The following is a 23,303-nucleotide window of genomic DNA, read 5'->3' on the forward strand; positions in this document are numbered from 1 at the left end:
TCGCCCGGGGGAGACCGATGACCTTTACTGATAACGTCCTAAACGCCGATGGTGCACTCATCGTCGGCGCTGGTCTTGCAGGCTTGTTCTGCGCGCTGAAGCTGGCGCCCCGCCCCGTTACCGTCATCTCCCCGGTACCGCTCGGCAACGGCGCTTCGTCTGCCTGGGCGCAGGGCGGCGTCGCCGCCGCCGTCGGCCCCGGTGACACCTCGCACGCGCACGCGGTCGACACCGAGATCGCCGGCGCCGGCATCGTTGATGAGGACGAAGCCGAGTCGGTCACCGCCGAAGCGGCCGCTCGCATTGAGGACCTCGCCCGCTGGGGCACTCCCTTCGATCGCGACGAACTCGGCCACTACGTTCTCAGCAAGGAAGCCGCCCACTCGCGCAACCGCGTGGTGCGCGTCGAAGGCGACCGCGCCGGCTATGCCATCATGCAGGCGATCATCGCCGAGGTGCGGAGGACTCCCTCGATCCGCATCGTCGAGGGCCTCACCGTCGTCGACCTCGCCCGCGCCGATGGCCGCATCATCGGTGTCTATGCCCGCAAGCTAGGTGATCGCTACGCCGAGCCAGTGCTGATCCGCGCCCGCGCCACGGTGCTGGCGGCCGGTGGGCTGGGTGGCCTCTACGCCGTCACCACCAATCCGTCCGGCGTCCGTGGCCACGCCATGGGCATGGCGGCTCGCGCCGGCGTGCTGATCGCCGATCCCGAATTCGTGCAATTCCACCCCACCGCTATTGCCACGGGCGCCGACCCCGCCCCCCTCGCCACCGAGGCGCTGCGCGGCGAAGGCGCCATCCTTGTCAACGATCTCGGCGAGCGCTTCATGCCGGCGATCCACCCGGACGCCGAGCTCGCCCCGCGCGACATCGTCGCCCGCGCCAACTACCGGCAGATCAAGGCTGGCCGAAAGGTGTTCCTTGATACCCGCGAGGCGATCGGCGCGCGCATCCTCACCGCCTTCCCGACCGTCGCGAAATACTGCACCGATTTCGGCATCGACCCGGTGACCCAGTTGATCCCGGTCACCCCGGCGGCGCACTACCATATGGGCGGCGTCAAGGTGGAGGCCAACGGCCGCTCCTCGCTGCCCGGCCTCTGGGCCGCCGGCGAATGCTCGTCGACCGGCCTCCACGGCGCCAACCGCCTCGCCTCGAACTCGCTGCTCGAGGCCGTGGTCTACGGCGCCCGCATCGCCGCCGACATCTCCGGCCTCGAGCCGCTCCGCAACCCGCTCGCCCCCTTCCCCGGCATCGGCTGGGATCCGGTCGAGGGCGAGAAGGTGGAAGAGCGCCTCCGCAACCACGTATCGGTGAAGGAACTGCGCCGCACCATGACCGACCTCGTCGGCGTCGAGCGCAACGCCGCGGACCTGCGCACCGCGCTGCGTCGCATCGCCGAGATCGAAGCCACCGCCCAGGGCGTCACCCGCTCGTTCCTCAACATGACCACCTCGGCGACGCTGGTCGCTGCAGGCGCGCTGCAGCGCGAGGAGAGCCGCGGCGGCCATTTCCGCACCGATTTCCCCGAGCCGCGAGCGGAATGGGAACACCACACGGAGATGACGCTGGAGGACGCGCTGGCGATCCGCGCCGAGGCGTAAGTTACTCCTCGCCGAGCAGATACGCCGCCACCGCCTCGCGGTCCGCTTCCGTCCAGAACGAGGTGCCGTCAGCGATCACTTCGCCCATGGCGCTGCCCAGCACGTTGAACTCCGGGGTGAAGCCGTCACTCAGCGCGCTCGCGATCGAGGCGACATCGTAGCCTTCGCCTTTCAGCCGCTCGGCGGTCAGCGCCGGGGCCTTGCCGCCCGTACCGCCCGCCGGGTTGCCGGTGAGTTCCTTGCCCTTCTCCACGGCGCCAAGCAGGTTCCGCGGCGAGTGGCACATCACGCAGTGGCCGGGACCCTCAACGAGGTAGCGGCCCCGGTTCCAGCGCTCCGAATGCGCAGCATCGGCCTCGTAGCGGCGCGGCGTGAAGAACAGGTTCTTCCAGCCCGCGACCAGCGGGCGGATGTCGAACGGGAACGGAATTTCGTGCGGCTTCGCCGACGTCGTGACCGGCGCCACCTGCTGCAGTGCGGCATAGAGGTCAGCCACGTCCTGGTCGCTCATCAGCGTATAGTTCTCGTACGGAAACGCCGGATAGAGGTGCCCCGCCGGCCCTTCCCCATCACTGATCGCCTTCGAGAACTGCGCCAGCGTCCATCCGCCGATACCGGCCTTCGGATCCGGGGTGATGTTGGGTGCGTAGAAGGTGCCGAACGGCGTCACCAGTCCCGGCCCACCGCCAAGTTCGGCCACGCCGCTCTTCTTGTCGGTGTGACAGGTGATGCAATCGCCTAGGCGCAGCAGGTACTGTCCGCGCGTGACGTCACCGACCAGCGTCAGGTCGCGGGCAGCGCCCTGCACCGGCCGCAGCATGTAGAGGCTGGCCCCGCCCGCAACGACGACTGCTGCCGCCAGCAGCCACATCCAAGCCCGCATATTGACCTCTCCGCCTAAGTGCGGCGGAGTTGAGCAGCGGTGCCGATGCCACGCAACTGACGAGCGCGTGAACCGCTAGGCGGCCGCCAGCACCGCGTCGACTTCGCCGCGGGTCGGCGGATGGCAGCCGACAAACTGGCAGTTGAGCCCGGCTGCCACCGCGCCGAAGCGCAGCATCGTGCCCAGCGCCGCATCGTCCATCGCACCCAGCTTGCCCGGCTTCAGGTTGCCCTGCTCGTTGAGCAGCGTCAGCACTGCGGCCATCAGCGTGTCGCCCGCGCCGACCGTATCGCCGAACGGCACAGCCTTGTAGATACCCTGCCTGGCGGATCCCGCCTTGGTGAACGCACGGCTCCCCTCGTCGCCAAAAGTGACGATCACCAGCTCGCAATTGGGTCGGCCGAGGAAATCGGCCACGTATTTCGCCACCAACGCTTCGATATCGGCCGGCGTCAGCTCGGTCGCGCGGACCGCACGATTCTGTTCGAGCGAGGCCAAATCCTCGATCGACACCTTCACCAGGTTGACGATGTCGAGGAAGCCCGAGAGCCGCTGCTTGAATGCGGCGAAATCCGAAACCAGCGAGGGCCGCACATTGGGGTCAATGGTCAGCGTTGCGCCGCGCCGCGCGGCTTCCTTGGCGACATCCATCCAGACGACAGCGTCTTCCGGCTCGATCGGGCAGAAGCCGCCGACCTGGAACGCCTCGAGCTTTGACGGCAGCGCCGCGATCAGCCCCTCGCGCGTGAACGCCCGGTCGGCCTGGCGGTAGAAGCCGTATTGCGCGCTCTTTTTGGCATCGAAGGTGACGACGGCGAGCGTCGTATAGGCCGCGACGCGCTCGGTGAGCAGCGGCTTCACGCCAGCTTCGGCCAGTGGTCCGAGCAGGTAGGTGCCCAGGCCGTCCGAGCTGATCGGGCAGAGGAAGCCGGTATCGTTGCCCAGCTTCGAGAGCGCGATGGCGCAGTTGTAGGGCGAGCCGCCCTGGTGCGCCACGAGGCGAATGACGCCATCGGCCCCGACCGGCTCCGAGATGAGGTCGATCAGGCTCTCGCCACCCACTACGAACATTGAGCATTCCTCGCGCGCGAAAATCAGGGGCCAGGGGCGAGCAAGCTCGCTCCGGGGATGGGCATCGTTACAATGCCGGTGCGCGGAAGTTCAAGCTCACGAGGCGAGCGCCCCAGGGACGAACGCATCGCGTCGGAAATCCGAGGGCGACATGCCCGCGATCTTGCGGAACGACTTGTTGAACGCGCTCAGCGAACCAAACCCCGACTCCATGGCCACCCGCAGCACATTGGCGTCATCGCGCAGCAGCAGCGCCTGGGCGTAGCTGAGCCGCAACAGGCTCACATACTCGTTGAGCGTCATGCCGGTGGAGCGCTTGAAGATGCTCATCGCGTATTTGGGGTGGAGGTTCGCGGCCCGGGCGATGTCGATCGAGTCGATCTCGTGCAGGAAATTCTCGGCGATGTAGTCGCACATCTTTCCGACGTTGCGTGACGACTGGACTTCCGCGGTTTCGACGCTCTCGCCCGCGATCTTGCTGGTACCGACCAGTTCGTAGGGTTCGAACCGCATCCGCTCGAGCCTCAGCAGCAGCTCGTCCACCGCATGCTGCGCCTTTACCGGGTCGCCGGACCGGGCATAGCGGTTCCACCGTTCAAAATTATGTGCATCGGAATCGTCGGGAGTGCAGCTGAGCAGCGTCGTTCCCTGCATCAGCCGGTGCGGCACGTCCTCGGGCAGCCTCAGGCGGAAGAAATGCATCAGCGGCAGGTGCGCGCCGGCGTAGATCGCATCGTCGGAGAGGTCGTACATCTGGTGCGGCAGGCCGCCCCAGAACAGCACCATCTGCCCGGCCGAGAGCGTGAGCTCGTGCGTGTGCATGCGGTAATGCACTGTGCCAGCGACGATAAAGTTCACTTCGACCTGAGCGTGCCAGTGCGGTTTCAGCATCACCCGCGGGTGGTCGTGGAACATCGACAGGATCGTCGGATGGGCCTCGATGGTCGTGGCGTTCGGCTGATAAATCTCCCGCTGATGCACCTTACTTTCCGCCAACTCCACATTCCCTTTGACGCGGACATACACCCTTGGTCGCATATTCTAACCACGCTTGCCCAAGGTGAGCCAAATGAAAACGGGAGGATTACATGACTACCATCGCATCGCGGTGGCGCCACGCGCTCGCCATTGCAGCTGCCGCCGGCGTTTCCATGCTCACGATGACGGCCGCCATGGCCGTCGATGTCACCGTCTGGTGCTGGGATACCAACTTCAACGGCGCCGCCATGAAGGAAGCCGTGGCCCGCTACGCCACGTCGCACCCGGACGTGAACATCAAGATCGACGACAGCATGGCGCAGGACGACATCCGTCAGAAGCTGCAGACCCAGCTGCTCGCCGGCGACACCAGCGGCCTGCCCGACATCGTGCTCGTCCAGGATGACGTGGCGCAGAAATACCTGCAGTCGTTCCCAGGCGCCTTCGTGCCGCTCTCGGACTCGATCGATATGACCCAGTTTGCGCCCTACAAGGTGAAGGCCGCGACCTTTGACGGCAAGTCGTACTCGCTGCCCTTCGACTCGGGCGTTACCGGCCTCTTCTACCGCGCCGACTACCTCGAGGAGGCGGGCTACAAGGCCGCCGACATGCAGGACCTGACCTGGGACAAGTTCATCCAGATCGGCAAGGACGTGAAGGCCAAGACCGGTCACAACCTGATCGCGCTCGACCTTAACGGCGGCGGCCTCATCCGCGTCATGATGCAGTCGGCTGGCGCCTGGTTCTTCAACGCCGACGGCAGCCTCAACGTTCTCGACAACAAGCCGCTGAAGGCCGCTCTCGAAAACTACGCCAAGATCTGGCAGGCGGACATCGTCAAGCCGGTTTCCGGCTGGACCGAGTTCACTGGCGCCTTCACCTCGGGTGAAACTGCTGTCGCGCTCAACGGCGTGTGGATGACCGGCACCATCAAGTCGCAGCCCGACCAGGCCGGCAAGTGGGGCGTCGCTCCCATTCCGAAGCTCGAAGGCGTCGACGGCGCCACCGGCTACTCCAACGAAGGCGGCTCGAGCTGGTACGTCCTGTCGTCGGGCCCCGGTAAGGACGCCGCTGTCGACTTCCTGAAGTCGGTCTGGGCCACCGATGTCGACTTCTACCAGAAGATCCTCATCGGCCAGGGTGCGTTCAGCACCTGGCTGCCGGCCTCGGCTGGCGAAGCTTACAAGTCGTCGGATGACTTCTTCGGCGGTCAGCCGGTCTGGGCGAACTTCTCGGACTGGCAGGCCAAGATCCCGGGCGTCGACTACGGCATCTTCACCGCCGAAGTGGACTCCGCCGTGGTCGCGCAGCTGCCGGCCGTTGCAAAGGGCGGCAGCGTCGACGATGCGCTGAAGGCCATCAACGACCAGGCCAGCCAGCTGATGCAGTAACGGGTTCGGAGGCGGGGCCCAAGGCGCCGCCTCCTCCCTTTCGCCGGTCGCACCCTTCGCCGGGGCGCGGCCGACAGCTGTTTTAGTCGCCTGTCGGGGAGTTGGCATGGCAAACGAAAGACTTGGCCGCACCGAGCACATCACCGGCTGGACGTTCATCGCGCCCGCCCTCGTGCTGCTCGGCGTTTTCATGCTCTATCCGATCATCTGGTCGCTCTGGATGAGCTTCCAGGTCGGTAAGGGGATGAACTTCAGTTTTGGCGGCTTCGCCAACATCGTCCGCTTGACCAAGGACCCGATCTTCATCCGCGCGCTGGTCAACACGCTGACCTTCCTCGTCGTGCAGGTGCCGATCATGATCGTGCTGGCGCTGCTCGCGGCAGTCGCGCTCAACGATCCGAAGCTCCGCTTCCGCGGCTTCTTCCGCACGGCGATCTTCCTGCCCTGCGTGACCTCGCTCATTGCCTACTCGACCCTGTTCAAGTCGATGTTCGCCACCGACGGCATCGTCAACAAAATGCTGATGGCGGTCTGGATCATCCAGGAGCCGATCCATTGGCTGCAGGATCCGTTCTGGGCCAAGGTCCTGATCATCATCGCCATCACCTGGCGCTGGACCGGCTACAACATGGTGTTCTACCTGGCGGCGCTGCAGAACGTCGACCGCTCGATCTACGAGGCGGCGCGGATCGACGGCGCCTCGGCCTGGCATCGCTTCCGGTACATCACCGTGCCCATGCTGAAGCCGGTGATCCTCTTTACCACCATCGTTTCCACCATCGGCACGCTGCAGCTGTTCGACGAGGTCAACAACATCACCGTCGGTGGCCCGTCCGATGCGACGCTGACGCTGTCGCTCTACATCTACAACCTGACCTTCAAGTTCATGCCCAGCTTCGGCTACTCCGCCACCGTCTCCTGGGTCATCGTGCTGCTCGTCGCTGTCCTGAGCTTCCTGCAGTTCATCGTTGCACGGGACCGCAGCAAATGACCGATCAAGCTCTTCCCCTCGCCACATCCCGGATCGAGCGCCGCACGCGCTGGTTCAACCTCCCACATCTCATCGGGCGCACGGCCACCTACCTGTTGCTCGGCCTCGCGGCCTTCGTCTCGATCTTCCCGTTCTTCTGGATGGTCGTGGGCGCAACCAACCGCTCGGTCGATATCGGCATCGGCAAGGCGACGTTCGGCGACCAGCTTCTGGTCAACGCCGCCAGTTTCTTTGCCACCGTCGATGCGCCGCGGGTGTTCTGGAACTCGGCCTTCATCGCGCTTGTCGGCACCGTGCTGACGCTCGCGATCTCCTCGCTCGCCGGCTACGGCTTCGAGATGTTCCGCTCGCGCTTCCGCGAGCGCATCTTCGGCTTCATGCTGCTCCTGCTCTCGATCCCGTTCGCGGCGCTGATGGTGCCGCTGTTCGTAATGATCTCGTCGTTCAAGCTCGTCGGCACGGTCGCGGCGGTCGTCCTGCCCGGCATCGCCTCGATCTTCATCATCTTCTATTTCCGCCAGGCGACGAAGGCGTTCCCCGGCGAGCTGCGCGACGCAGCGCGGGTCGACGGGCTCAACGAGTGGCAGATCTTCCTCTACATCTACCTGCCCACGATGCGCTCGACCTACGCCGCGGCGATCATCATCGTGTTCATGGCCAACTGGAACAACTACCTCTGGCCGCTGATCGTGCTCAACAAGCCCGAGCAGAAGACGGCAACGCTCGTCATCTCGGCGCTGACCTCGGCCTATACGCCCGACTTCGGCATGATCCTGTTCGGCACGATCCTCGCCACGCTTCCCACCCTCATCATCTTCTTCCTGCTCCAGCGCCGCTTCGTCGAAGGCATGCTGGGCGCGGTGAAGTAACGACCAACGGCCAATTGCCCCGGCGGCGGGAATCGCCGCCGTTGGGGCCCGATTTCTTGAGGAGAGTATTATGACCATTACAGCCCCAATCCGCTGGGGGATCATCGGCCCTGGCGCGATCGCCAAGGACTTCCGCCGCGGCGTGCTGGACAGCAAGCTGGGCAAGCTCGAGGCCATCGCCACCCGCAACCCAGGCAAGGCGAGCCTTAAGGAAGATTTCCCCGAGGCCCGCATCCTCGATGGCTATGACGCGATCCTCAAAGACCCCAATGTGGACGCGGTCTATATCGCCGTGCCGCACACCGGCCATGCCGAGTGGGCGATCAAGGCGGCCGAGGCGGGCAAGCACGCGCTGATCGAAAAGCCGATGGCGCTCAGCGCCTTCGAGATCGATGCGGTGATCCACGCCCACAAGAAGGCCGGCACCTTCGTTGCCGAAGCCTTCATGTACCGCCTGCACCCGCAGACCCAGAAGATCTGGGACCTGGTCAACTCGGGCGCCATCGGCGAAGTCCGTTTCATCACCGCAAGCTTCGGCTTCCAGATGCCGCGCTTTATGCCCGAGCACCGGCTGTTCGCCTCCGAACTGGCCGGCGGCGGCATCCTCGACGTCGGCGGTTACCCGGTCTCGTTCGCCCGCTTCGTCGCTGGTGCGGCTGCAGGCAAGCCCTTCCTCGATCCGGTGAAGGTCGTGGGCGCCGCGACGCTCAACGCCGAAGGCACGGATAACACCGCCGCTGCCGTGCTCCTGTTCGAGAACGGCATCACCGCGCAGGTCAGCTGCGCCGTGATGGCCAACCTCGAGAACGTCGCCCGCATCCACGGCACCGAGGGCACCATCGAAGTGCCGAGCTTCTGGTTCGCCAATGGCGACCGCACCGGCGGCGACGGCAAGATCGACATCATCAAGAAGGACGGCACCCGCGAGACCGTCAGCGTCGGCAAGCAGCGCCACCTCTATTCGTTTGAGGCCGATGCCGCCGCCGAAGCGATCCTCGCCGGCAAGCAGGAACTCAGCGCCCCCGGCATGACCTGGGCCGACAGCCTCGGCAACGCGCGCGTGCTCGACAAGTGGCGGTCGGATGCCGGCATCGAGTACTCCGCCGAAAAGTCCTCCAAGCGCATCACCACGCTCGCTGGCCGGCCGGTTTCGCATGGAGCCGTGATCCCCAAGCGCACCATTCCGGGCCTCAAGAAGCCGGCCTCGGCCGCCGCCCTCGGCTTCGAGGACTTCCGCACCTTCGCCTCGGGCGCGATCCTGCTCGATGCGTTCTGGGAAAAGGGCGGCAACATTTTCGACACCGCCTACATCTACGCAGGCGGCTACACCGAGAAGCTGTTCGGCGAGTGGCAGAAGTCGCGCGGCGTGCGCGAAGAGGCCGTCGTCATCGGCAAGGGTGCCCACAGCCCGCTGGTCTACCCCGACGTGATTTCTAAGCAGCTCACCCAGTCGCTGGATCGCCTGCAGACCGACTATGTCGATGTGTATTTCATGCACCGCGACAATCTCGACGTGCCGGTCGGCGAGTTCGTCGACGCCATGGATGCCGAGGTGAAGAAGGGCCGCATCCGCGGGCCGTTCGGCGGCTCGAACTGGACCAAGGAGCGCTTCGACGAGGCCATCGCCTATGCCGACAAGCACGGCAAGCAGCGGCCAGGGGCGCTTTCCAACAACTTCGCCCTCGCCGAGATGCTCGACCCGATCTGGGCCGGCTGCGTCACCTCGTCGACCGCTGAATGGAAGCAGTGGCTGAAGGATCGCCAGATCCCGAACTTCTCCTGGTCGAGCCAGGCCCGCGGCTTCTTCACCGACCTCGCTGGCCGCGACAAGCGGGACAACGAGGAGATGGTCCGCGTCTGGTACAACGAGCAGAACTTCGTGCGCCGTGACCGGGCGATCGAACTGGCCGGCAAGCTCGGCAAGAGCCCGATCCATATGGCCCTGGCCTATGTGCTGGCGCAGGACTTCCCGTCCATCCCGCTCATCGGTCCGCGCAAACTGGGCGAACTCGACGACAGCATGAACGCCTTCGACATCAAGCTGACGCCCGAACAGGTCGCCTGGCTCGAAGGCTGATCGCATCGCCAAGCATTGAAGCCGCCGGCCTCGCGCCGGCGGTTTTTCTTTTGTCGCGATTGGGTGCCAGATTGCCTCCCGCCGACCAAGAGGAGGAACAGATGGCAGAACAAACTGCACAGCCGCTCCAGGGCCTCGTGCCCTATATCAGCCCGTCCGACGCCGTCGCGGCGGCGGAGTTCTACAAGACGGCCTTCGCTGCTACCGATGTCGTCCCTATGCTCGCCGACGACGGCAAGCGCTACATGCACTGCTCGATGACCATCAATGGCAGCCTGCTCTACATGAGCGACTCGTTCCCCGAGTTCGGCGTGCCGTTCGTCACGCCGCAGGGCTTCAACCTGAACCTCAACGTCGATAACGCGCAGTTCTGGTGGGATCGCGCCGTCAAAGCCGGCTGCACCGTCACCATGCCGCTCGAAAAGCAGTTCTGGGGCGACATCTACGGCCAGCTCAAGGACCCCTACGGCATCACCTGGGCCATCGGCTCGACACCGGCCGAGGGCTGATCAAGGCTTTGGAAAGCGCGGTTCCCACCACGCTTTCCACCGTTGCTCCAGCGCCGCGAACGCCTCGTCCGAAAGCCCGAAAGTGGTGAGCACCGCCGTGCCGCTACCATTGGGACCGCCGTTCGGCGCCGGTTGGTCGGTGATCACCATCAACCCGTCGCCCCAATCCACGACGGTCATCCCGACTTGATGCTTCGAGTGGTGCCAGGCGGTGCCGCTGACCCTCTCGCCGAGTGGTAGCTGGAACGCCGCGGCACTCCCGGCCGGCGCCGTCGCCAGCTTCGCGAGCCCAAGCGCCGCGATCGGCAGCGGGCCCGGCGCTTGCGGTTTGCCGGAGAGGAACAGCGTCCGCCGCTTCGCCCCCGGATGCCGCTCGAGATGGTGCCGCAACTGCTGGAAGAAGGTGGTCCAGCCTTCCCAGGTGTCCTCGTACACGGCGGTCCAGTCCCCCGTCACGGCGCTGCTGCGGACCACCCTCAGCACCGTGCCACCTGGCGTAGCCCTGAGCTCGATCCGGTCGGCGCTGCCCTCGTATTCCCCGAACGCCAGCACCTTGTTGGCCTCGTCCGCCTCGGCGTGATCGAAGAAAATGAACTGGATCTCGTCGCGCAGCGTATCGCTGTCCCAGCCGAACCAGTTGAGCATCTGGTCGGGATCGCGCAGCGCTTCCCACACCGTCTCGACCGGCGCCGCGATGGTCATCTCGACGATGACGCGATCCTGCTTGTCAGCCATCTGCACCTCCCTCAGTTGATCTTCGCGGGGCTCTTGCGCTTGATCGCCGGATGCCCGCCGATCAGCAGCCGGTAACGCCGACCCTCGCCCTTCGGCGCGAATTCCTCGGCCAATCCCGCCACCATCGCGCCCAGCCGCTCGGCGAACGCCTCGATGTCCTGTGGCGCGGCAAAGCCGATATCCGCCTCGATGGTGAAGGTGAGGAGCCGCGTGCCCTCGGCGGCAGCCGCTGCCTGCATCCGCGTCACCTCGCGCACCGTCTCCGCCGACCGCGCCACCAGATGCTCGGCAGCAAAGCGATCCTGTTTCTCGGCGCTTGTCGGCGGCACGCCGAAGATCGACGGATCGACCACAAACGCCCCCGCCCCGGCGACGAACAGCCGCTCGGTAAAGCCACGCCGCTGCCGCTCGCCCGCCGGCGCCACCAGCCCAGCCTTCTCCAGCGCATGCAGGTGATAGCCGACCCGCTGGCGCGGCAACTCGAGCGCTGCAGCCAGCGTCGCGGCCGACCCCGGCTCGCGCAGCAGCGCCAGCATCCGCAGCCGCAATGGCGTCAGCCCCTGCCGGGCCTTCTCGACATCCTCGATCAATGCCGGGACGGTGTTGTCCATGTGCCTTGCTACAATAGACAATTTTTGTTGTCAAATGTACGGTTTCACAACAATCCGTGGGCGCGCGGTTGACGCGCCCCACCGACGCATGTTGCCTTGACCATCGGACTTCGCCAGCAGAGCGGGCCGACAGACTACCAACGGCCCCGGGGGAACAGCCGCCAATGGCGCTGGCTTTGCGCTTCACGCGCATCATCGACGAATTGAGCCGACGCGTGGGCCTCGCGGCCATCTGGCTGGTGCTGTTTTCGGCGCTGGTGTCGGCGTTCAACGCCATCTTCCGCTATTCGATCAGCGGCATGATCTGGCTGGAACGCAGCTATGGCGGCGGTGTGTTCGGCGGGCTGGTGTCGTTCTACACCCAGTACTCGAACGTCCTCAGCGAGGCCGTCTGGTACATGTTCGGCGGCATGGTGATGCTGGGCGGCGCCTGGACGCTGAAGCTCAACGAACACGTGCGTGTCGACCTGCTCTACGGCGCGATTTCCGAGCGCGCCCGCACCTGGATTGACCTCTTGGGCGGGCTGTTCTTCCTGATGCCGCTCTGCATCCTGTTGATCTACTTCACCTGGCCCTGGTTCCTGCAGGCCTGGACGCAGAACATCATGTCCAACGCTGCCGGCGGCCTGCCGCGCTGGCCGGTGCGGCTGATGCTGCCCCTGGGCTTCAGCGTGTTGATGCTGCAGGGCATCGCCGAGATCATCAAGTGCATCGCGGCGCTCACCACGAACTACGTCCGCGAGTTCGCCTACGAAAAGCCGCTGCAATGATCGACCTGATCCGGGAAAACATGGCGCCGATCATGTTCGGCGGGCTCGTCGTGTTTCTCATCATCGGTTATCCGGCCGCCTTCTCGCTGGCGGCGATCGGCCTGTTCTCCGGGCTCGTTGCCATCGAGCTGGGGCTGATCGCGCCGAACTTCCTCGGCAACCTCACCTACCAGCTCTACGGCGTCATCTCGAACGACCTGCTACTGGCGATCCCGTTCTTCACCTTCATGGGCGTGATCCTCGAGAAGTCCGGGCTCGCCGAAGACCTGCTCGATGGCTTCGGGCAGCTGTTCGGAGGCGTGAGGGGCGGCCTGAGCTACGCGGTGATCATTGTCGGCGCCATCCTCGGCGCCATCACCGGCACGGTCGCTGCCTCGGTCATCGCCATGGGGCTGATCTCGCTGCCGGTCATGATGCGCTACGGCTACAACGTGCGCCACGCCACCGGCGTCATCGCTGCTTCCGGCACCATCACCCAGTTGATCCCGCCCTCGCTGGTGCTGATCGTCCTCGCCGATCAGCTGCAGAAATCGCCGGGCGAAATGTATATCGGCGCCACCGGCGCCTCGATCGTCCAGGTCCTCCTATTCATGGCCTGGGTGTTCATCCTCTCCATCATCCGCCCGCAGGATGTCCCCGCCCTGCCGCCGGAGGCCCGCACGCTGCGTGGCTGGGCGCTGGCCAACAAGGTGCTGCGCGGCATGGTGCCGAGCCTGGCGCTGATCTTCGTCGTCCTGGGCACCATCGTCCTCGGCCTCGTCACTCCCACCGAAGCCGGCGCCATGGGCGTCGTCGGTGCCATTCTACTCGCCTGGTTCAACCGCCGCCTGAGCTGGGGCCTGATGTGGGAGGGCATGAACTCGACCATGCGGCTCACCGCCATGGTGGTGTTCATTCTCTTGGGCGCCCGCGTCTTCAGTCTCGTCTTCCAGGGCGTCGGCGGTGGGCACTGGATCGAGCACCTGCTCTCTCACCTGCCGGGTGGCGTGGTCGGCTTCCTGATCTTCGTCAACATCTTCATCTTCGTGCTGGCGTTCTTCCTCGACTTCTTCGAGATCGCGTTCATCGTCATCCCGCTTCTCGCGCCGGTGGCGCAGTCGCTGGGCATCGACCTGGTATGGTTCGGCGTGATGATCTGCGCCAACATGCAGACGAGCTTCATGCACCCGCCCTTCGGCTTCGCGCTGTTCTACCTGCGCGGCATCGTGCCCCGCGAGCAGGTGAAGACGCGCGACATCTACCTCGGCGCCATCCCGTGGCTCGTGCTGCAGGTGATCCTCGTCGCCATCCTCATCGCCTTCCCGGAACTGGTGACGTTCTTCCTCGACAAGGCGCCGGAGGTGGATCTCGACACGGTGAAGATCGTGTTGCCCACGGGCGGGGGCGCTGCTCCGGCGCCCGGCTTCGAGGCACAGCCGCCGCCCTCGTTCGGCGCCCCAGCGCCAACATACCAGGCCCCACCGCCGCCGAGCTTCAACTAGGCTCAGTCTTGGCTATCCACACCGGGGCATTCCGCGAAAGCGGGAACCTCCGTTTGCCATGCCAGCCCCAAAAACAAAGATCCCCGCTTTCGCGGGGATGACACCGAGTATTCTGCAAAGAAAAGGGCCCGGCGCACCGGGCCCCTCCACCGACTGTCAGCTCTAGAGTCCCGAGCCTTCCAGCGCCCCGGCCCGCTGCTGCGCCTGGAGGAACGCGTCGAAGTTCAGCTCGGCCACCTGGTTCCACAGGTAGTGGTCCTTGCGGAACCCCTTGATCGAGTCCCAGATCTTCTTGAACGCGGGGCTTTGCTTGTCGAACTCGGCATAGGCCTCGTTCGACGCCTTGAACGCCGCCTCCATGATCTCCGGGCTGAACGGCTTCAGCTGCGCTCCGGCCGCCACCAGCTTCTTGAGCGCTGTGGGGTTCACGTAGTCGTACTTGGCCAGCATGTCGTTGCTCGTCGCCTGGCAGGCGGTCTTCAGTAGCGACTGGTAGGCCGGCGGCAGCTCCTCGAACTTGGCCTTGCCGATGAGGGCGTGCACCGTCGGCCCGCCTTCCCACCAGCCGGGGTAGTAGTAGTAGGGCGCGACCTTGTTGAAGCCGAGCTTCTCGTCGTCATACGGCCCCACCCACTCGGCCGCATCGAGCGTACCTTTTTCGAGCGCGTTGTAGATCTCGCCGCCCGGCATCGGCGTCGGGATGACACCGAGCTTGCTCATGATCGCGCCGGCGAAGCCGATTCGCATCTTGAGCCCCTGGAGGTCCGCGACGCTGTTGATTTCCTTGCGGAACCAGCCGCCCATCTGTGCGGCAGTGTTGCCGCATGGGAAGCCGACAATGTTGTAGTTGGCAAAGAACTCGTTCGAGAGGTCAAGCCCGCCACCGTGATAGTACCAGGCGCTCATGCCGCGGGCGTTGAGCGAGAACGGAATCGCGGCCAGCGCCGCCCAGGCCACGTCCTTGCCGGAGAAGTAATACCCCACCGTATGGGCCATTTCGACCGTCCCCGCCGAAACGGCATCCACTACCTCGAAGGGCGGCACGATCTCGCCCGCGGCGAAAACATCGATCGTGAAATTGCCGTCAGTAGCCTCGCTCACATACCTCGCCAGCGTCTCGCCGCCGCCATAGATGGTGTCGAGTCCCTTGGGAAAGGACGACGCCAGACGCCAGCTCACCTTCGGATTGCTTTGCGCCAGCGCCGGTGCGGCAAGCGTGGTTACGGCGGCACCGGCGGTCACCGCGGTCGCCGACTTGAAGAAGTCACGTCTCTTCATGCGTAGTCCTCCCATTGGCCTCTTGGCCGGCGCTTGTTCCGGCCTTGCTCCTAACTGAACAGGCACCGGTGCGGCTGTCCACCCGGTTTGCGAGCGCCATCAACCGGTTGCCCGATCACTTTCTCGGAAGATTCTGCGGCATGTTGGGAATAAGCTCGCCGTCGCGGTGTTGTCAGCTCGAGGGCCGGTTGATCGACCGTGCCTCGCACCCAACGGAGGGACATCATGAAACTCGCAATCGCACTGGGCGTAGCCACGCTCGCCCTGTTCTCGGCCGCAGCCTTCGCCGAGGACTATGTCGGCGGCGCCATCAAGACCATGGAGATCGGCGGCAAGGAAGTGCTCGTCGGTGCCAACGACATGACGCTCTACACCTTCGACAAGGACACTGCCGGCGTCTCCAACTGCTACGACAAGTGCGCCGAGAACTGGCCGCCGCTGTTTGCCGATGCCGGGGCCGCCGCTGACGGCGACTTCACCATCGTCGACCGCACTGACGGCACCAAGATGTGGGCCTACAAGGGCAAGCCGCTGTACTTCTGGGTCAAGGACGAGAAGCCTGGCGACACCACCGGCGATATGGTCGGCGAAGTCTGGCACACTGCATACGAAGAGTAAGCAGTAGCCAATGGACTTCCTGGATGAGATCGAGGCGACGGTTCCGGCGTTGCGGCGTTACGCCCGCTCGCTGACGCGCAACGCCGATCGCGCCGACGATCTCGTCCAGGATTGTCTCGAACGCGCTATCCGCAAGCGCAACCTGTTCTCGCCCACCGGGCCGCTGCAGGCGTGGCTGTTCCGCATCCTCATCAACCTGTGGCGCAACGACCTCCGCTTCGAGCGCCGCCGTGGAGACCACGTTCCCATCGACAGCCTTGTTTCCGAGCCTTCGGTTGCCCCGCCGCAGCCAGGCCGTATCGCCCTCGCCGAAATGTCTCGCGCCATCGACCGGCTGCCCGACGACCAGCGCGAAGCGCTATTGCTCGTGGTACTCGAAGGCATGAGCTACCATGACGCCGCCGGCATCCTCGGCATCCCCGCCGGTACGCTGATGTCCCGCCTCGGCCGCGCCCGTGCGGCGCTTCGCACGTTGACCGGCAGCGGTGACGAACCCAGATTGAGGTCGGTCAAATGACGAACCTCGTTCCCATCTCCGAAACGGACCTGCATGCTTACGTCGACAGCAGGCTGACGCTCGAACGCCGCGCTGAGGTGGAGGCCTGGCTGGCTGCCCATCCGGGCAAGGCCGCCGAAATCGCCACCTGGCAGCGCCAGAACGAGGCGCTGTCGGCGCTGTTCGGCGGCGCCGCCGACGAAACCGTGCCGTCGCGGCTCGATCCGCACAGGATCGCCCGTTCGTCTGCCAACAACCGCAGTGGCCGCTGGTCCCAATTCGCTGCAGCCGCCGTGATCACCCTGGCGCTCGGTGGCGCTCTCGGCTGGGCCGGGCGTGATTTCTTCAGGCCGCCGGATCGGCAGGAGCTGATTGCTTCGGCGGTCGCCGCGCATGCGCTGTTCGTCAAGGAGAACCGCCACGCCGTGGAGGTCGCCGGCACAGACAAGGCTCACCTCGTCTCGTGGCTCTCCAATCGGGTCGAACGCCCGATCAACCCGCCCGACCTGACGCCCGATGGCTTCACCCTGGTCGGCGGCCGCCTGCTGCCCGGCTATGACGAAGAGACCGTCGGGCCGGCCGCGCAGTTGATGTACGAGAATGCCGCCAAGGAGCGGGTGACCGTCTACATCACCGCCGCCCTGCCCGACCGCCGCACCGAAAAGGAATTCACCACCCGCGCGAACCTCGATGCATTCTACTGGGCCAACGACAAGATCACCTGCACCGTAGTCGGCGACCTGCCGGAGGCGCAGATGCAGACGGTGTCGAAGAAGGTCTACCAGCAACTGACCTGGCGTCCTGATAATGGCTCGGGCGAGAGCTGGGGCACCTAAGCCCCACTCAGCCGCCTTGCCTCACCCGTGCCGGTGGAAAGCCAAACTGCGCCTTGAAGGCGCGGCTGAAGGCAGCATCGGAGTCGTAGCCGATGCGCCGGGCCACGTCGCTGACGCGCGTATCGATCCGCTTCAGCATCTCGTTCGCCAGCAGTAGCCGCCAGCGCGTCTGGTAATGCAGCGGCGCCGCGCCGATCAGCGAAGCAAAGCGGTCGGCGAAGCTCGAACGCGACATGCCGGCAATCCCGGCGAGCTCTGCCACCGTCCAGCGGCGAAACGGGGCATCGTGGATGGCGCTGAGGGCGCGGCTGATCCGCGCGTCGGCCAGCGCTCCCAGCCAGCCCCTGTTCTCGGGTGGCGCCGTGCGGACCCAGATGCGCATCGCCCGGATGACCAGCACGTCGATCAACCGTGAGATCATCAGCGAGGAACCCGGATGCGGCGTCCTGGCCTCGGCAAGCAGGTACTGCGCGATCCCCTCCAGCCATCCGGCGTCCTCGGTGCGCACCGCGCTTGGGATGTGGATCACCGACGGCAGCACCGCCAGCATCGAGGGCATGTTGTCCCCCTCGAAGCGGAACGCGCCGGTGACGAGCCGGGTTAGGGGCCCATCCCCGCCATGGCGGATGGCGAGGTTGTCGCCGCGCAGCTGCGCCCTCAGCACCTCGCTAGCCGCCACCGGCTCAGCCCCCAGCGTACCGATCAGGTGTCCTCGCCCCTGGGGCATCACCAGCAGGTCGCCCGCCACCGCATGAACCACCTTGCCGTCGCTGGCCTCGAACCGCATCTCGCCATCCGACACGACGTGGAAATACGCCGAGCCCGGATCGAACCGCAGCGCCCACGGCGCCGCGAGGTCCGCCGAGAAGATCAGCTCGCCACGCAACCGGATCAGCGTAAGCACCTGCGACAGCAGGTCCACCCGCGACGCCATCATCGGAAAGGCGGCTTCGGATTCCAGGGCATGAGGTTCAGAGGCCGGATCATGGCTGTTCATCGAGGCATACCCTATCTCATCACCATCACTTGGCGAGGAACTTCAACAATCCTCGGCCGAAACGCAAGATCCGGTTCCACCAGCTAGCCACGTTCTAGCGGCAAATCGACTTTGCCGATCGTCCAACCTCGCCTGCAAAATTGGAGATGAAGATGAAGTCCATGCTCTCAGCCCTGCTGCTCACCACCGCCGCGATCGGCACCGCTGCCCCCGCTTTCGCCCAGGACGCTGCCAAGAATATCGTGCTCGTCCACGGCGCCTTCGCCGACGAATCCAGTTGGGACAAGGTCGCCGCTATCCTCTCGGCCAAGGGCTACCACGTCACCCAGGTCGCCAACCCGCTGACCTCGCTGGCGGACGACGTTGCTGCCACCAAGGCCGCTATCGATGCCCAGGACGGTCCCACGGTGCTGGTCGGCCACTCCTGGGGCGGCGTGGTGATCGGCGAGGCCGGCAATGACGAGAAGGTCAAGGCGCTGGTCTATGTCTCGGCATTTGCGCCGGACAAGGGCGAGACGCTGAATGCACTGCTCGCCGGCGGCCAGCCCAGCGAGGGCGTCAAGACGATCCGGCCCAACGCCCAGGGCGGCCTGATCCTCGATCCCGCCACCTTCCCGAAGTACTTCGCTGGTGACGTGCCGCAGGCCGAAGCCGAAGCCATGGCGGCCGATCAGCTGCCCTCCAACCCCGCCAACTTCGACGCCGTGGCGGAAGTCGCGGCCTGGCACGACAAGCCGGATTTCTACGTCGTGACCACCGAGGACCTGATGATCCCCGCAGATGCGCAGCGCTTCTTCGCCGGTCGCATCAAGGCGACGGTCACCGAACTCGCCGCCAGCCACTCGGGCCTCGTCTCGAAGGCCGAAGATGTCGCCAAGGTCATCGAAGACGCGGCGCGCTGAAGCTCGCTGAACCAGAACGCTGGCGGCCTTAGGCTGCCGGCGTTCGCGCCGGTCAGTAACCCTGCCGCTTCAGCAGGTCGTTCGAGTAGATGTTGTGGAGCCCGACATTCTTGACGTCGCGCTCGCCCATCAGGGCCATCGTGACGTCCATCTCCTTGTTGATGATCTGCAGCGCCCGGGTGACACCCGCCTCGCCGCCTGCACCAAGCCCGAACGCCATGGCGCGGCCGACGAAGGTGCCCTTGGCGCCGAGCGCCAGCGCCTTCAGCACGTCCTGGCCCGAGCGGATGCCCGAGTCCATCAGCACCTCGGTCTTGTCGCCCACCGCATCGACAATCTCGGGCAGCACCCGGATCGACGAGGGGGCGCCATCGAGCTGCCGGCCACCGTGATTGGAGACGATGATGCCGTCGGCGCCATTCTCCACCGCGAGCCGCGCATCCTCGGCATCGAGGATTCCCTTGACGATCACCGGGCCGCCAAAGCGCTTCTTGATCCAGCCGATGTCCTTCCAGTTCAGCGTCAGGTCGAACTGGGTCGCGGTCCAGGTCGACAGCGAGGCGAGGTTTACCGCCTCCGTCACATGGCCGGCGATATTGCGGAAGGTGCGGCGGTTGGTGCCGAGCATGCCCAAGGCCCAGGCGGGCTTGGTGGCGATCTCGAACAGGAATTTCGGTGTGATCGGCGGCGGCGCCTTCAGCCCGTTGCGGATATCCTTGTGCCGCTGTCCGAGGATCTGCAGGTCCATCGTCAGCACCAGCACCGGGCACTTCGCCGCCTTGGCGCGATCGATGAGCCGCTCGATGAAGGCCTTGTCGCGCATCACATAGAGCTGGAACCAGAACGGCTTGGTGGTGTTCTCGGCCACGTCCTCGATCGAGCAGATCGCCATGGTCGAGAGCGTGAACGGAATGCCGAACTTCTCAGCCGCCCGCGCCGCCTTGATCTCGCCGTCCGCCGACTGCATGCCGGTCGAACCGACCGGCGCGATCGCCACCGGCATCGAAACCGGCTGGCCCATCATCGTGGTCGCCAGGTTCCGGTTCTCGAGATTGACCGCGACGCGCTGGCGCAACTTGATCTTCTCGAAGTCCGAGCTGTTCTCGCGATAGGTGCTCTCGGTCCACGAACCGGAATCCGCGTAATCGAAGAACATCTTCGGCACGCGGCGCTTCGCGGCCTTCATCAGGTCTTCGATGGTGAGATACTTGTCGAGATTGGCCATGTGCGCCCCGGAGCAACGTTGGCGCTTTCTAGTTCTCTGACATGTCAGTGGTCAATGCGACGTTGGATGCTCTCTCGGGTGTTCATCGCCGCTTCAGTTTCACCCGAGCACGCTCGGGCTTTCCCACGGAGAGCCCCCATGCGCATCGCCACCCTTGCCGCACTCGCCGCTATCTCACTCACCGCCCCCGCCCAGGCCGATTGCCTCGCCGACCTCAAGGCCGTCCTCGCCGGCTCGCTGGCCGGCGGTCCCTACGTGATGGAGCTCACAAGCGACGGCACTACAATGACGGCAGAAGTGGTACCGCCATCGGCCATCCACGCCACGACCTCCATCGGAGGCGCAACCCAGGAAATGACCGTGCTGAACGGCAAGGGGTGGATGCGGGTAGGCGAGAGCTGGACGCAGATGCCCGACACCATGGCCGCCCAGATGACAACCGGCCTCGAAGGCGCTGCCGGCATGCTCGACCAGGTCGGGGACGCCGAGTGCCTCGGCACGCAGAACCTCGAGGGCAAGGACTACCTTGCCTTCAAATACAGTTTCGCCATGGCCGGCGTGGAGAGCTCATCCACCCTCTACACCGACCCGACGACCAAACTGCCAGCCATCATCCTCGGCACCTCGACCGCTGCCGGCAAGACGACCGACTCCCGGGCCACCTACCGGTACGACCCGAGCGTCACTGTTTCCGCGCCGATGTGAGTTGCCGGCCGCAGCTCCGGAGCGAGCCGCCCCCTCATGAAGCGCTACAACTTCACCCCGTTCAGCCGCAGCGCATTTGCAATCACGCTCACCGAGCTCAGCGCCATGGCCGCCGCGGCGATCATCGGCGACAGCAGCCACCCGGTCAGCGGATAGAGCACGCCTGCCGCGATCGGAATGCCCAGCGCGTTGTAGCCAAATGCGAACAGCAGGTTCAGCTTGATATTGCCGAGCGTCGCCTTCGACAGCTTCCGCGCCTTGACGATCCCTGCGAGTTCGCCCTTCAGCAGCGTGATGCCGGCGCTTTCGATCGCCACATCCGCCCCGGTGCCCATCGCCACGCCAACATCGGCCGCGGCCAGCGCCGGTGCATCGTTGACGCCGTCGCCTGCGAACGCCACCGAGTTGCCCTTGGCCTTCAGTGCTTCGATCAGCGTGTGCTTGTCCTCGGGCGCCATGCCCGCCTGCACCTCGCTGAGGCCCAGCTCGCGCCCGACCGCCTCGGCCGTGCCCCGGGCATCGCCCGTCGCCATCACCACCGCTACGCCATCGGCGCGCAGCGCCGCGATCGCTTCCTTCGCACCGGCCTTGATCGGGTCCGACACCGTGACCACGCCGACCGCCGCCCCGTCATGGGCAACGAGAATGGCGGTCTTCCCCGACGCCGCCTGCTGCTCGAGCAGTGCCACGAGCTTCTCGTCGACGGCGATCCCCTGCTCGCGGAACAGCTTGGCGTTCCCGAGCAGCGCCGGCTTGCCGCCGACATTGCCCTTGATGCCGCGCCCGGTGAGAGACTGGAAGCCCTCGGCCTCGTAGACCCGCGCGCCACGCGCCTCCGCCCCCTTTACCACGGCCGTGCCGATCGGATGCTCCGAATGCTTTTCGAGCGCCGCCGCGACGGCGAGCACAAAACCCTCGTCCACGCCCTTCACCGGGATCACCTGATCGAGCGTCGGCTTGCCTTCGGTCAGCGTACCGGTCTTGTCGACGATCAGCGTATCGATGCGGGCAAAGCCCTCGAGCGCCTTGGCGTCCTTCACCAGCACCCCGGCATGCGCGCCGCGGCCAGTCGCCACCATGATCGAGATCGGCGTCGCCAGGCCCAGCGCACAGGGACAGGCGATGATCAGCACCGAGATCGCCGCGACGATCGCCTCGGCTAGCCCCGGCCCCCAGATCATCCACGCGCCGAATGCGGCAAGCGCAATCACCACCACCAGCGGCACGAACCAGTTCGCCACCCTGTCGGCCAGCGCCTGGATCGGCGCGCGGCTGCGCTGCGCCTTGCCCACCAGCTCGACGATCTGGCTGAGCCGCGTCTCGCTGCCAACCCGCGTCGCCTGCATGACGAAGCTGCCTTCGCCGTTGAGCGTGCCGCCGGTCACCGGCTCGCCCTTCAGTTTTTCCGCCGGCACGGGCTCGCCGGTCAGCATCGATTCGTCGACGAACGACTGGCCTTCGAGCACCTCGCCATCGACCGGCACCGCCTCGCCGGGCCGCACCCGCAGCCAGTCGCCGGTCCGCACCTCCTCGATCGGCACCTCGATGTCCTTGCCGCCGACCACCTTGCGCGCCGTCTTCGGCGCAAGGTTCAGCAGCGCGCGGATCGCCTTGCCGGTGGCATCGCGTGCCCGCAGCTCCAGCACCTGCCCGACGAACACCAGCGCCACGATCACCGCCGCCGCCTCGAAATACACCGGCGGCACACCGTTCATGTGCGTCATGCTCATCGGGAAGATCTGCGGGAACAGCACCGCGACCACCGAGAACAGATAGGCCGCTCCGACCCCGAGCCCGATCAGCGTCCACATATTGGGCGAGCGGTTCTTCAGCGAATTCCAGAAGCGCCGGAAGAACGGCCAGGCCGCCCACATCACCACCGGCGTCGCCAGCGCCATCTCGATCCACGTCGCCAGCGGCTCACCGAGCCACTCGCGCACCGGCAGCCCGATCATGCCGCCCATGGCGATGATGAGGATCGGGATCGACAGCCCAGCACTCACCCACAGCCGGCGGGTGAAATCGATGAGCTCCGGGTTCGGCCCATCATCGAGCGAAGCCACCATCGGCTCCAGCGCCATGCCGCAGATCGGGCAATCCCCCGGCCCATCCCTGACGATCTCCGGATGCATCGGACAGGTCCACTTGGTCCCCGCGGCGACCGTCGACGGATCGACCGGCGGCGCGCCATGCGAGTGGCCGTGGTGGGCATCGTCGTCATGGCCCCAATGGCTGCCGTGCTCCTCCCCCGCGTGGCGGGGGAGGGGGACCGC

The 23,303-nt window shown here is 65.6% G+C and carries 22 protein-coding genes; 13 read left to right on the top strand and 9 right to left on the bottom strand.

Annotation, left to right across the window (positions count from 1 at the left end; translation table 11 throughout):
- Positions 1-17: 17 nt before the first annotated feature.
- Positions 18-1,607: an L-aspartate oxidase gene (locus AC1DV8_RS08610; RefSeq protein WP_477157154.1), complete on the top strand. Its 1,590-nt coding sequence runs from the start codon at positions 18-20 to the stop codon at positions 1,605-1,607.
- Position 1,608: 1 nt separating this feature from the next.
- Here the strand turns inward: AC1DV8_RS08610 and AC1DV8_RS08615 are convergent, their stop codons facing one another.
- The 3 genes from AC1DV8_RS08615 to AC1DV8_RS08625 all read right to left on the bottom strand — a co-directional run bounded on the left by AC1DV8_RS08615 (position 1,609) and on the right by AC1DV8_RS08625 (position 4,563).
- Positions 1,609-2,490 carry a c-type cytochrome gene (locus AC1DV8_RS08615; RefSeq protein ID WP_477157155.1) on the bottom strand — a complete coding sequence of 294 codons (882 nt, stop codon included), beginning with the start codon at positions 2,488-2,490 and terminating at the stop codon, positions 1,609-1,611.
- 75 nt (positions 2,491-2,565) lie between these two features.
- Positions 2,566-3,561 carry a PfkB family carbohydrate kinase gene (locus AC1DV8_RS08620; RefSeq protein ID WP_477157156.1) on the bottom strand — a complete coding sequence of 332 codons (996 nt, stop codon included), beginning with the start codon at positions 3,559-3,561 and terminating at the stop codon, positions 2,566-2,568.
- 96 nt (positions 3,562-3,657) lie between these two features.
- Positions 3,658-4,563, bottom strand: a complete 906-nt coding sequence (locus AC1DV8_RS08625; RefSeq protein ID WP_477157174.1) for a helix-turn-helix domain-containing protein — start codon at positions 4,561-4,563, stop codon at positions 3,658-3,660.
- Between the two features lie 86 nt (positions 4,564-4,649).
- Between AC1DV8_RS08625 and AC1DV8_RS08630 the strand changes: the two genes are divergently transcribed.
- From AC1DV8_RS08630 to AC1DV8_RS08650, 5 genes are all read left to right on the top strand, one after another.
- On the top strand, positions 4,650-5,930 hold the full coding sequence (locus AC1DV8_RS08630) for an ABC transporter substrate-binding protein (protein WP_477149946.1): 1,281 nt from the start codon (positions 4,650-4,652) through the stop codon (positions 5,928-5,930).
- Between the two features lie 106 nt (positions 5,931-6,036).
- A complete protein-coding gene (locus AC1DV8_RS08635; protein ID WP_477149947.1) occupies positions 6,037-6,921 on the top strand; it encodes a carbohydrate ABC transporter permease in 885 nt (294 codons plus the stop codon).
- On the top strand, positions 6,918-7,790 hold the full coding sequence (locus AC1DV8_RS08640) for a carbohydrate ABC transporter permease (RefSeq protein ID WP_477149948.1): 873 nt from the start codon (positions 6,918-6,920) through the stop codon (positions 7,788-7,790). The genes AC1DV8_RS08635 and AC1DV8_RS08640 overlap by 4 nt, the downstream gene beginning before the upstream one ends.
- Before the next feature lie 70 nt (positions 7,791-7,860).
- Positions 7,861-9,867, top strand: coding sequence for an aldo/keto reductase (locus AC1DV8_RS08645; protein ID WP_477157157.1), 2,007 nt, complete (start codon positions 7,861-7,863; stop codon positions 9,865-9,867).
- Between the two features lie 101 nt (positions 9,868-9,968).
- Positions 9,969-10,376, top strand: a complete 408-nt coding sequence (locus AC1DV8_RS08650) for a VOC family protein (RefSeq protein WP_477149950.1) — start codon at positions 9,969-9,971, stop codon at positions 10,374-10,376.
- On the opposite strand, the gene AC1DV8_RS08655 is transcribed toward AC1DV8_RS08650, so the two are convergent.
- Positions 10,377-11,111 (bottom strand): SRPBCC family protein, encoded by a 735-nt coding sequence (locus AC1DV8_RS08655; protein ID WP_477157158.1) that lies wholly within the window; start codon positions 11,109-11,111, stop codon positions 10,377-10,379.
- Between the two features lie 11 nt (positions 11,112-11,122).
- Positions 11,123-11,722 carry a helix-turn-helix domain-containing protein gene (locus AC1DV8_RS08660; RefSeq protein ID WP_477157159.1) on the bottom strand — a complete coding sequence of 200 codons (600 nt, stop codon included), beginning with the start codon at positions 11,720-11,722 and terminating at the stop codon, positions 11,123-11,125.
- A gap of 164 nt (positions 11,723-11,886) precedes the next feature.
- Here AC1DV8_RS08660 and AC1DV8_RS08665 point away from each other — a divergent pair, with 164 nt between their 5' ends.
- Positions 11,887-12,492, top strand: coding sequence for a TRAP transporter small permease subunit (locus AC1DV8_RS08665; RefSeq protein WP_477149953.1), 606 nt, complete (start codon positions 11,887-11,889; stop codon positions 12,490-12,492).
- Complete coding sequence (locus AC1DV8_RS08670) at positions 12,489-13,973, top strand: TRAP transporter large permease (RefSeq protein WP_477157160.1); 1,485 nt, start codon at positions 12,489-12,491, stop codon at positions 13,971-13,973. The genes AC1DV8_RS08665 and AC1DV8_RS08670 overlap by 4 nt, the downstream gene beginning before the upstream one ends.
- 162 nt (positions 13,974-14,135) lie before the next feature.
- On the opposite strand, the gene AC1DV8_RS08675 is transcribed toward AC1DV8_RS08670, so the two are convergent.
- Positions 14,136-15,251: a TRAP transporter substrate-binding protein gene (locus AC1DV8_RS08675; protein WP_477157161.1), complete on the bottom strand. Its 1,116-nt coding sequence runs from the start codon at positions 15,249-15,251 to the stop codon at positions 14,136-14,138.
- Between the two features lie 225 nt (positions 15,252-15,476).
- Between AC1DV8_RS08675 and AC1DV8_RS08680 the strand changes: the two genes are divergently transcribed.
- From AC1DV8_RS08680 to AC1DV8_RS08690, 3 genes are read left to right on the top strand one after another with little or no spacing between them, the layout of a single operon-like run.
- On the top strand, positions 15,477-15,869 hold the full coding sequence (locus tag AC1DV8_RS08680; protein WP_477149956.1) for a COG4315 family predicted lipoprotein: 393 nt from the start codon (positions 15,477-15,479) through the stop codon (positions 15,867-15,869).
- A 10-nt stretch (positions 15,870-15,879) separates the two neighbouring features.
- A complete protein-coding gene (locus AC1DV8_RS08685) occupies positions 15,880-16,386 on the top strand; it encodes a sigma-70 family RNA polymerase sigma factor (protein WP_477149957.1) in 507 nt (168 codons plus the stop codon).
- The gene (locus AC1DV8_RS08690; RefSeq protein ID WP_477157162.1) at positions 16,383-17,201 is read left to right on the top strand and encodes an anti-sigma factor family protein; all 819 of its coding nucleotides are present in this window, start codon (positions 16,383-16,385) and stop codon (positions 17,199-17,201) included. The genes AC1DV8_RS08685 and AC1DV8_RS08690 overlap by 4 nt, the downstream gene beginning before the upstream one ends.
- 7 nt (positions 17,202-17,208) lie before the next feature.
- On the opposite strand, the gene AC1DV8_RS08695 is transcribed toward AC1DV8_RS08690, so the two are convergent.
- On the bottom strand, positions 17,209-18,198 hold the full coding sequence (locus AC1DV8_RS08695) for an AraC family transcriptional regulator (protein ID WP_477157163.1): 990 nt from the start codon (positions 18,196-18,198) through the stop codon (positions 17,209-17,211).
- 152 nt (positions 18,199-18,350) lie between these two features.
- Here AC1DV8_RS08695 and AC1DV8_RS08700 point away from each other — a divergent pair, with 152 nt between their 5' ends.
- On the top strand, positions 18,351-19,100 hold the full coding sequence (locus AC1DV8_RS08700; RefSeq protein ID WP_477149960.1) for an alpha/beta fold hydrolase: 750 nt from the start codon (positions 18,351-18,353) through the stop codon (positions 19,098-19,100).
- 52 nt (positions 19,101-19,152) lie between these two features.
- Here the strand turns inward: AC1DV8_RS08700 and AC1DV8_RS08705 are convergent, their stop codons facing one another.
- Positions 19,153-20,325 carry an alpha-hydroxy acid oxidase gene (locus AC1DV8_RS08705; protein WP_477149961.1) on the bottom strand — a complete coding sequence of 391 codons (1,173 nt, stop codon included), beginning with the start codon at positions 20,323-20,325 and terminating at the stop codon, positions 19,153-19,155.
- Positions 20,326-20,463: 138 nt separating this feature from the next.
- Between AC1DV8_RS08705 and AC1DV8_RS08710 the strand changes: the two genes are divergently transcribed.
- Entirely contained in the window at positions 20,464-21,030 is a 567-nt protein-coding gene (locus AC1DV8_RS08710) for a hypothetical protein (RefSeq protein ID WP_477157164.1), read from the top strand.
- A 44-nt stretch (positions 21,031-21,074) separates the two neighbouring features.
- Here the strand turns inward: AC1DV8_RS08710 and AC1DV8_RS08715 are convergent.
- On the bottom strand, positions 21,075-23,303 hold a 2,229-nt coding region (locus tag AC1DV8_RS08715), incomplete at its 5' end, for a copper-transporting P-type ATPase (RefSeq protein WP_477157165.1).

It is taken from the genome of Devosia sp. P3_B2, from assembly GCF_056402875.1.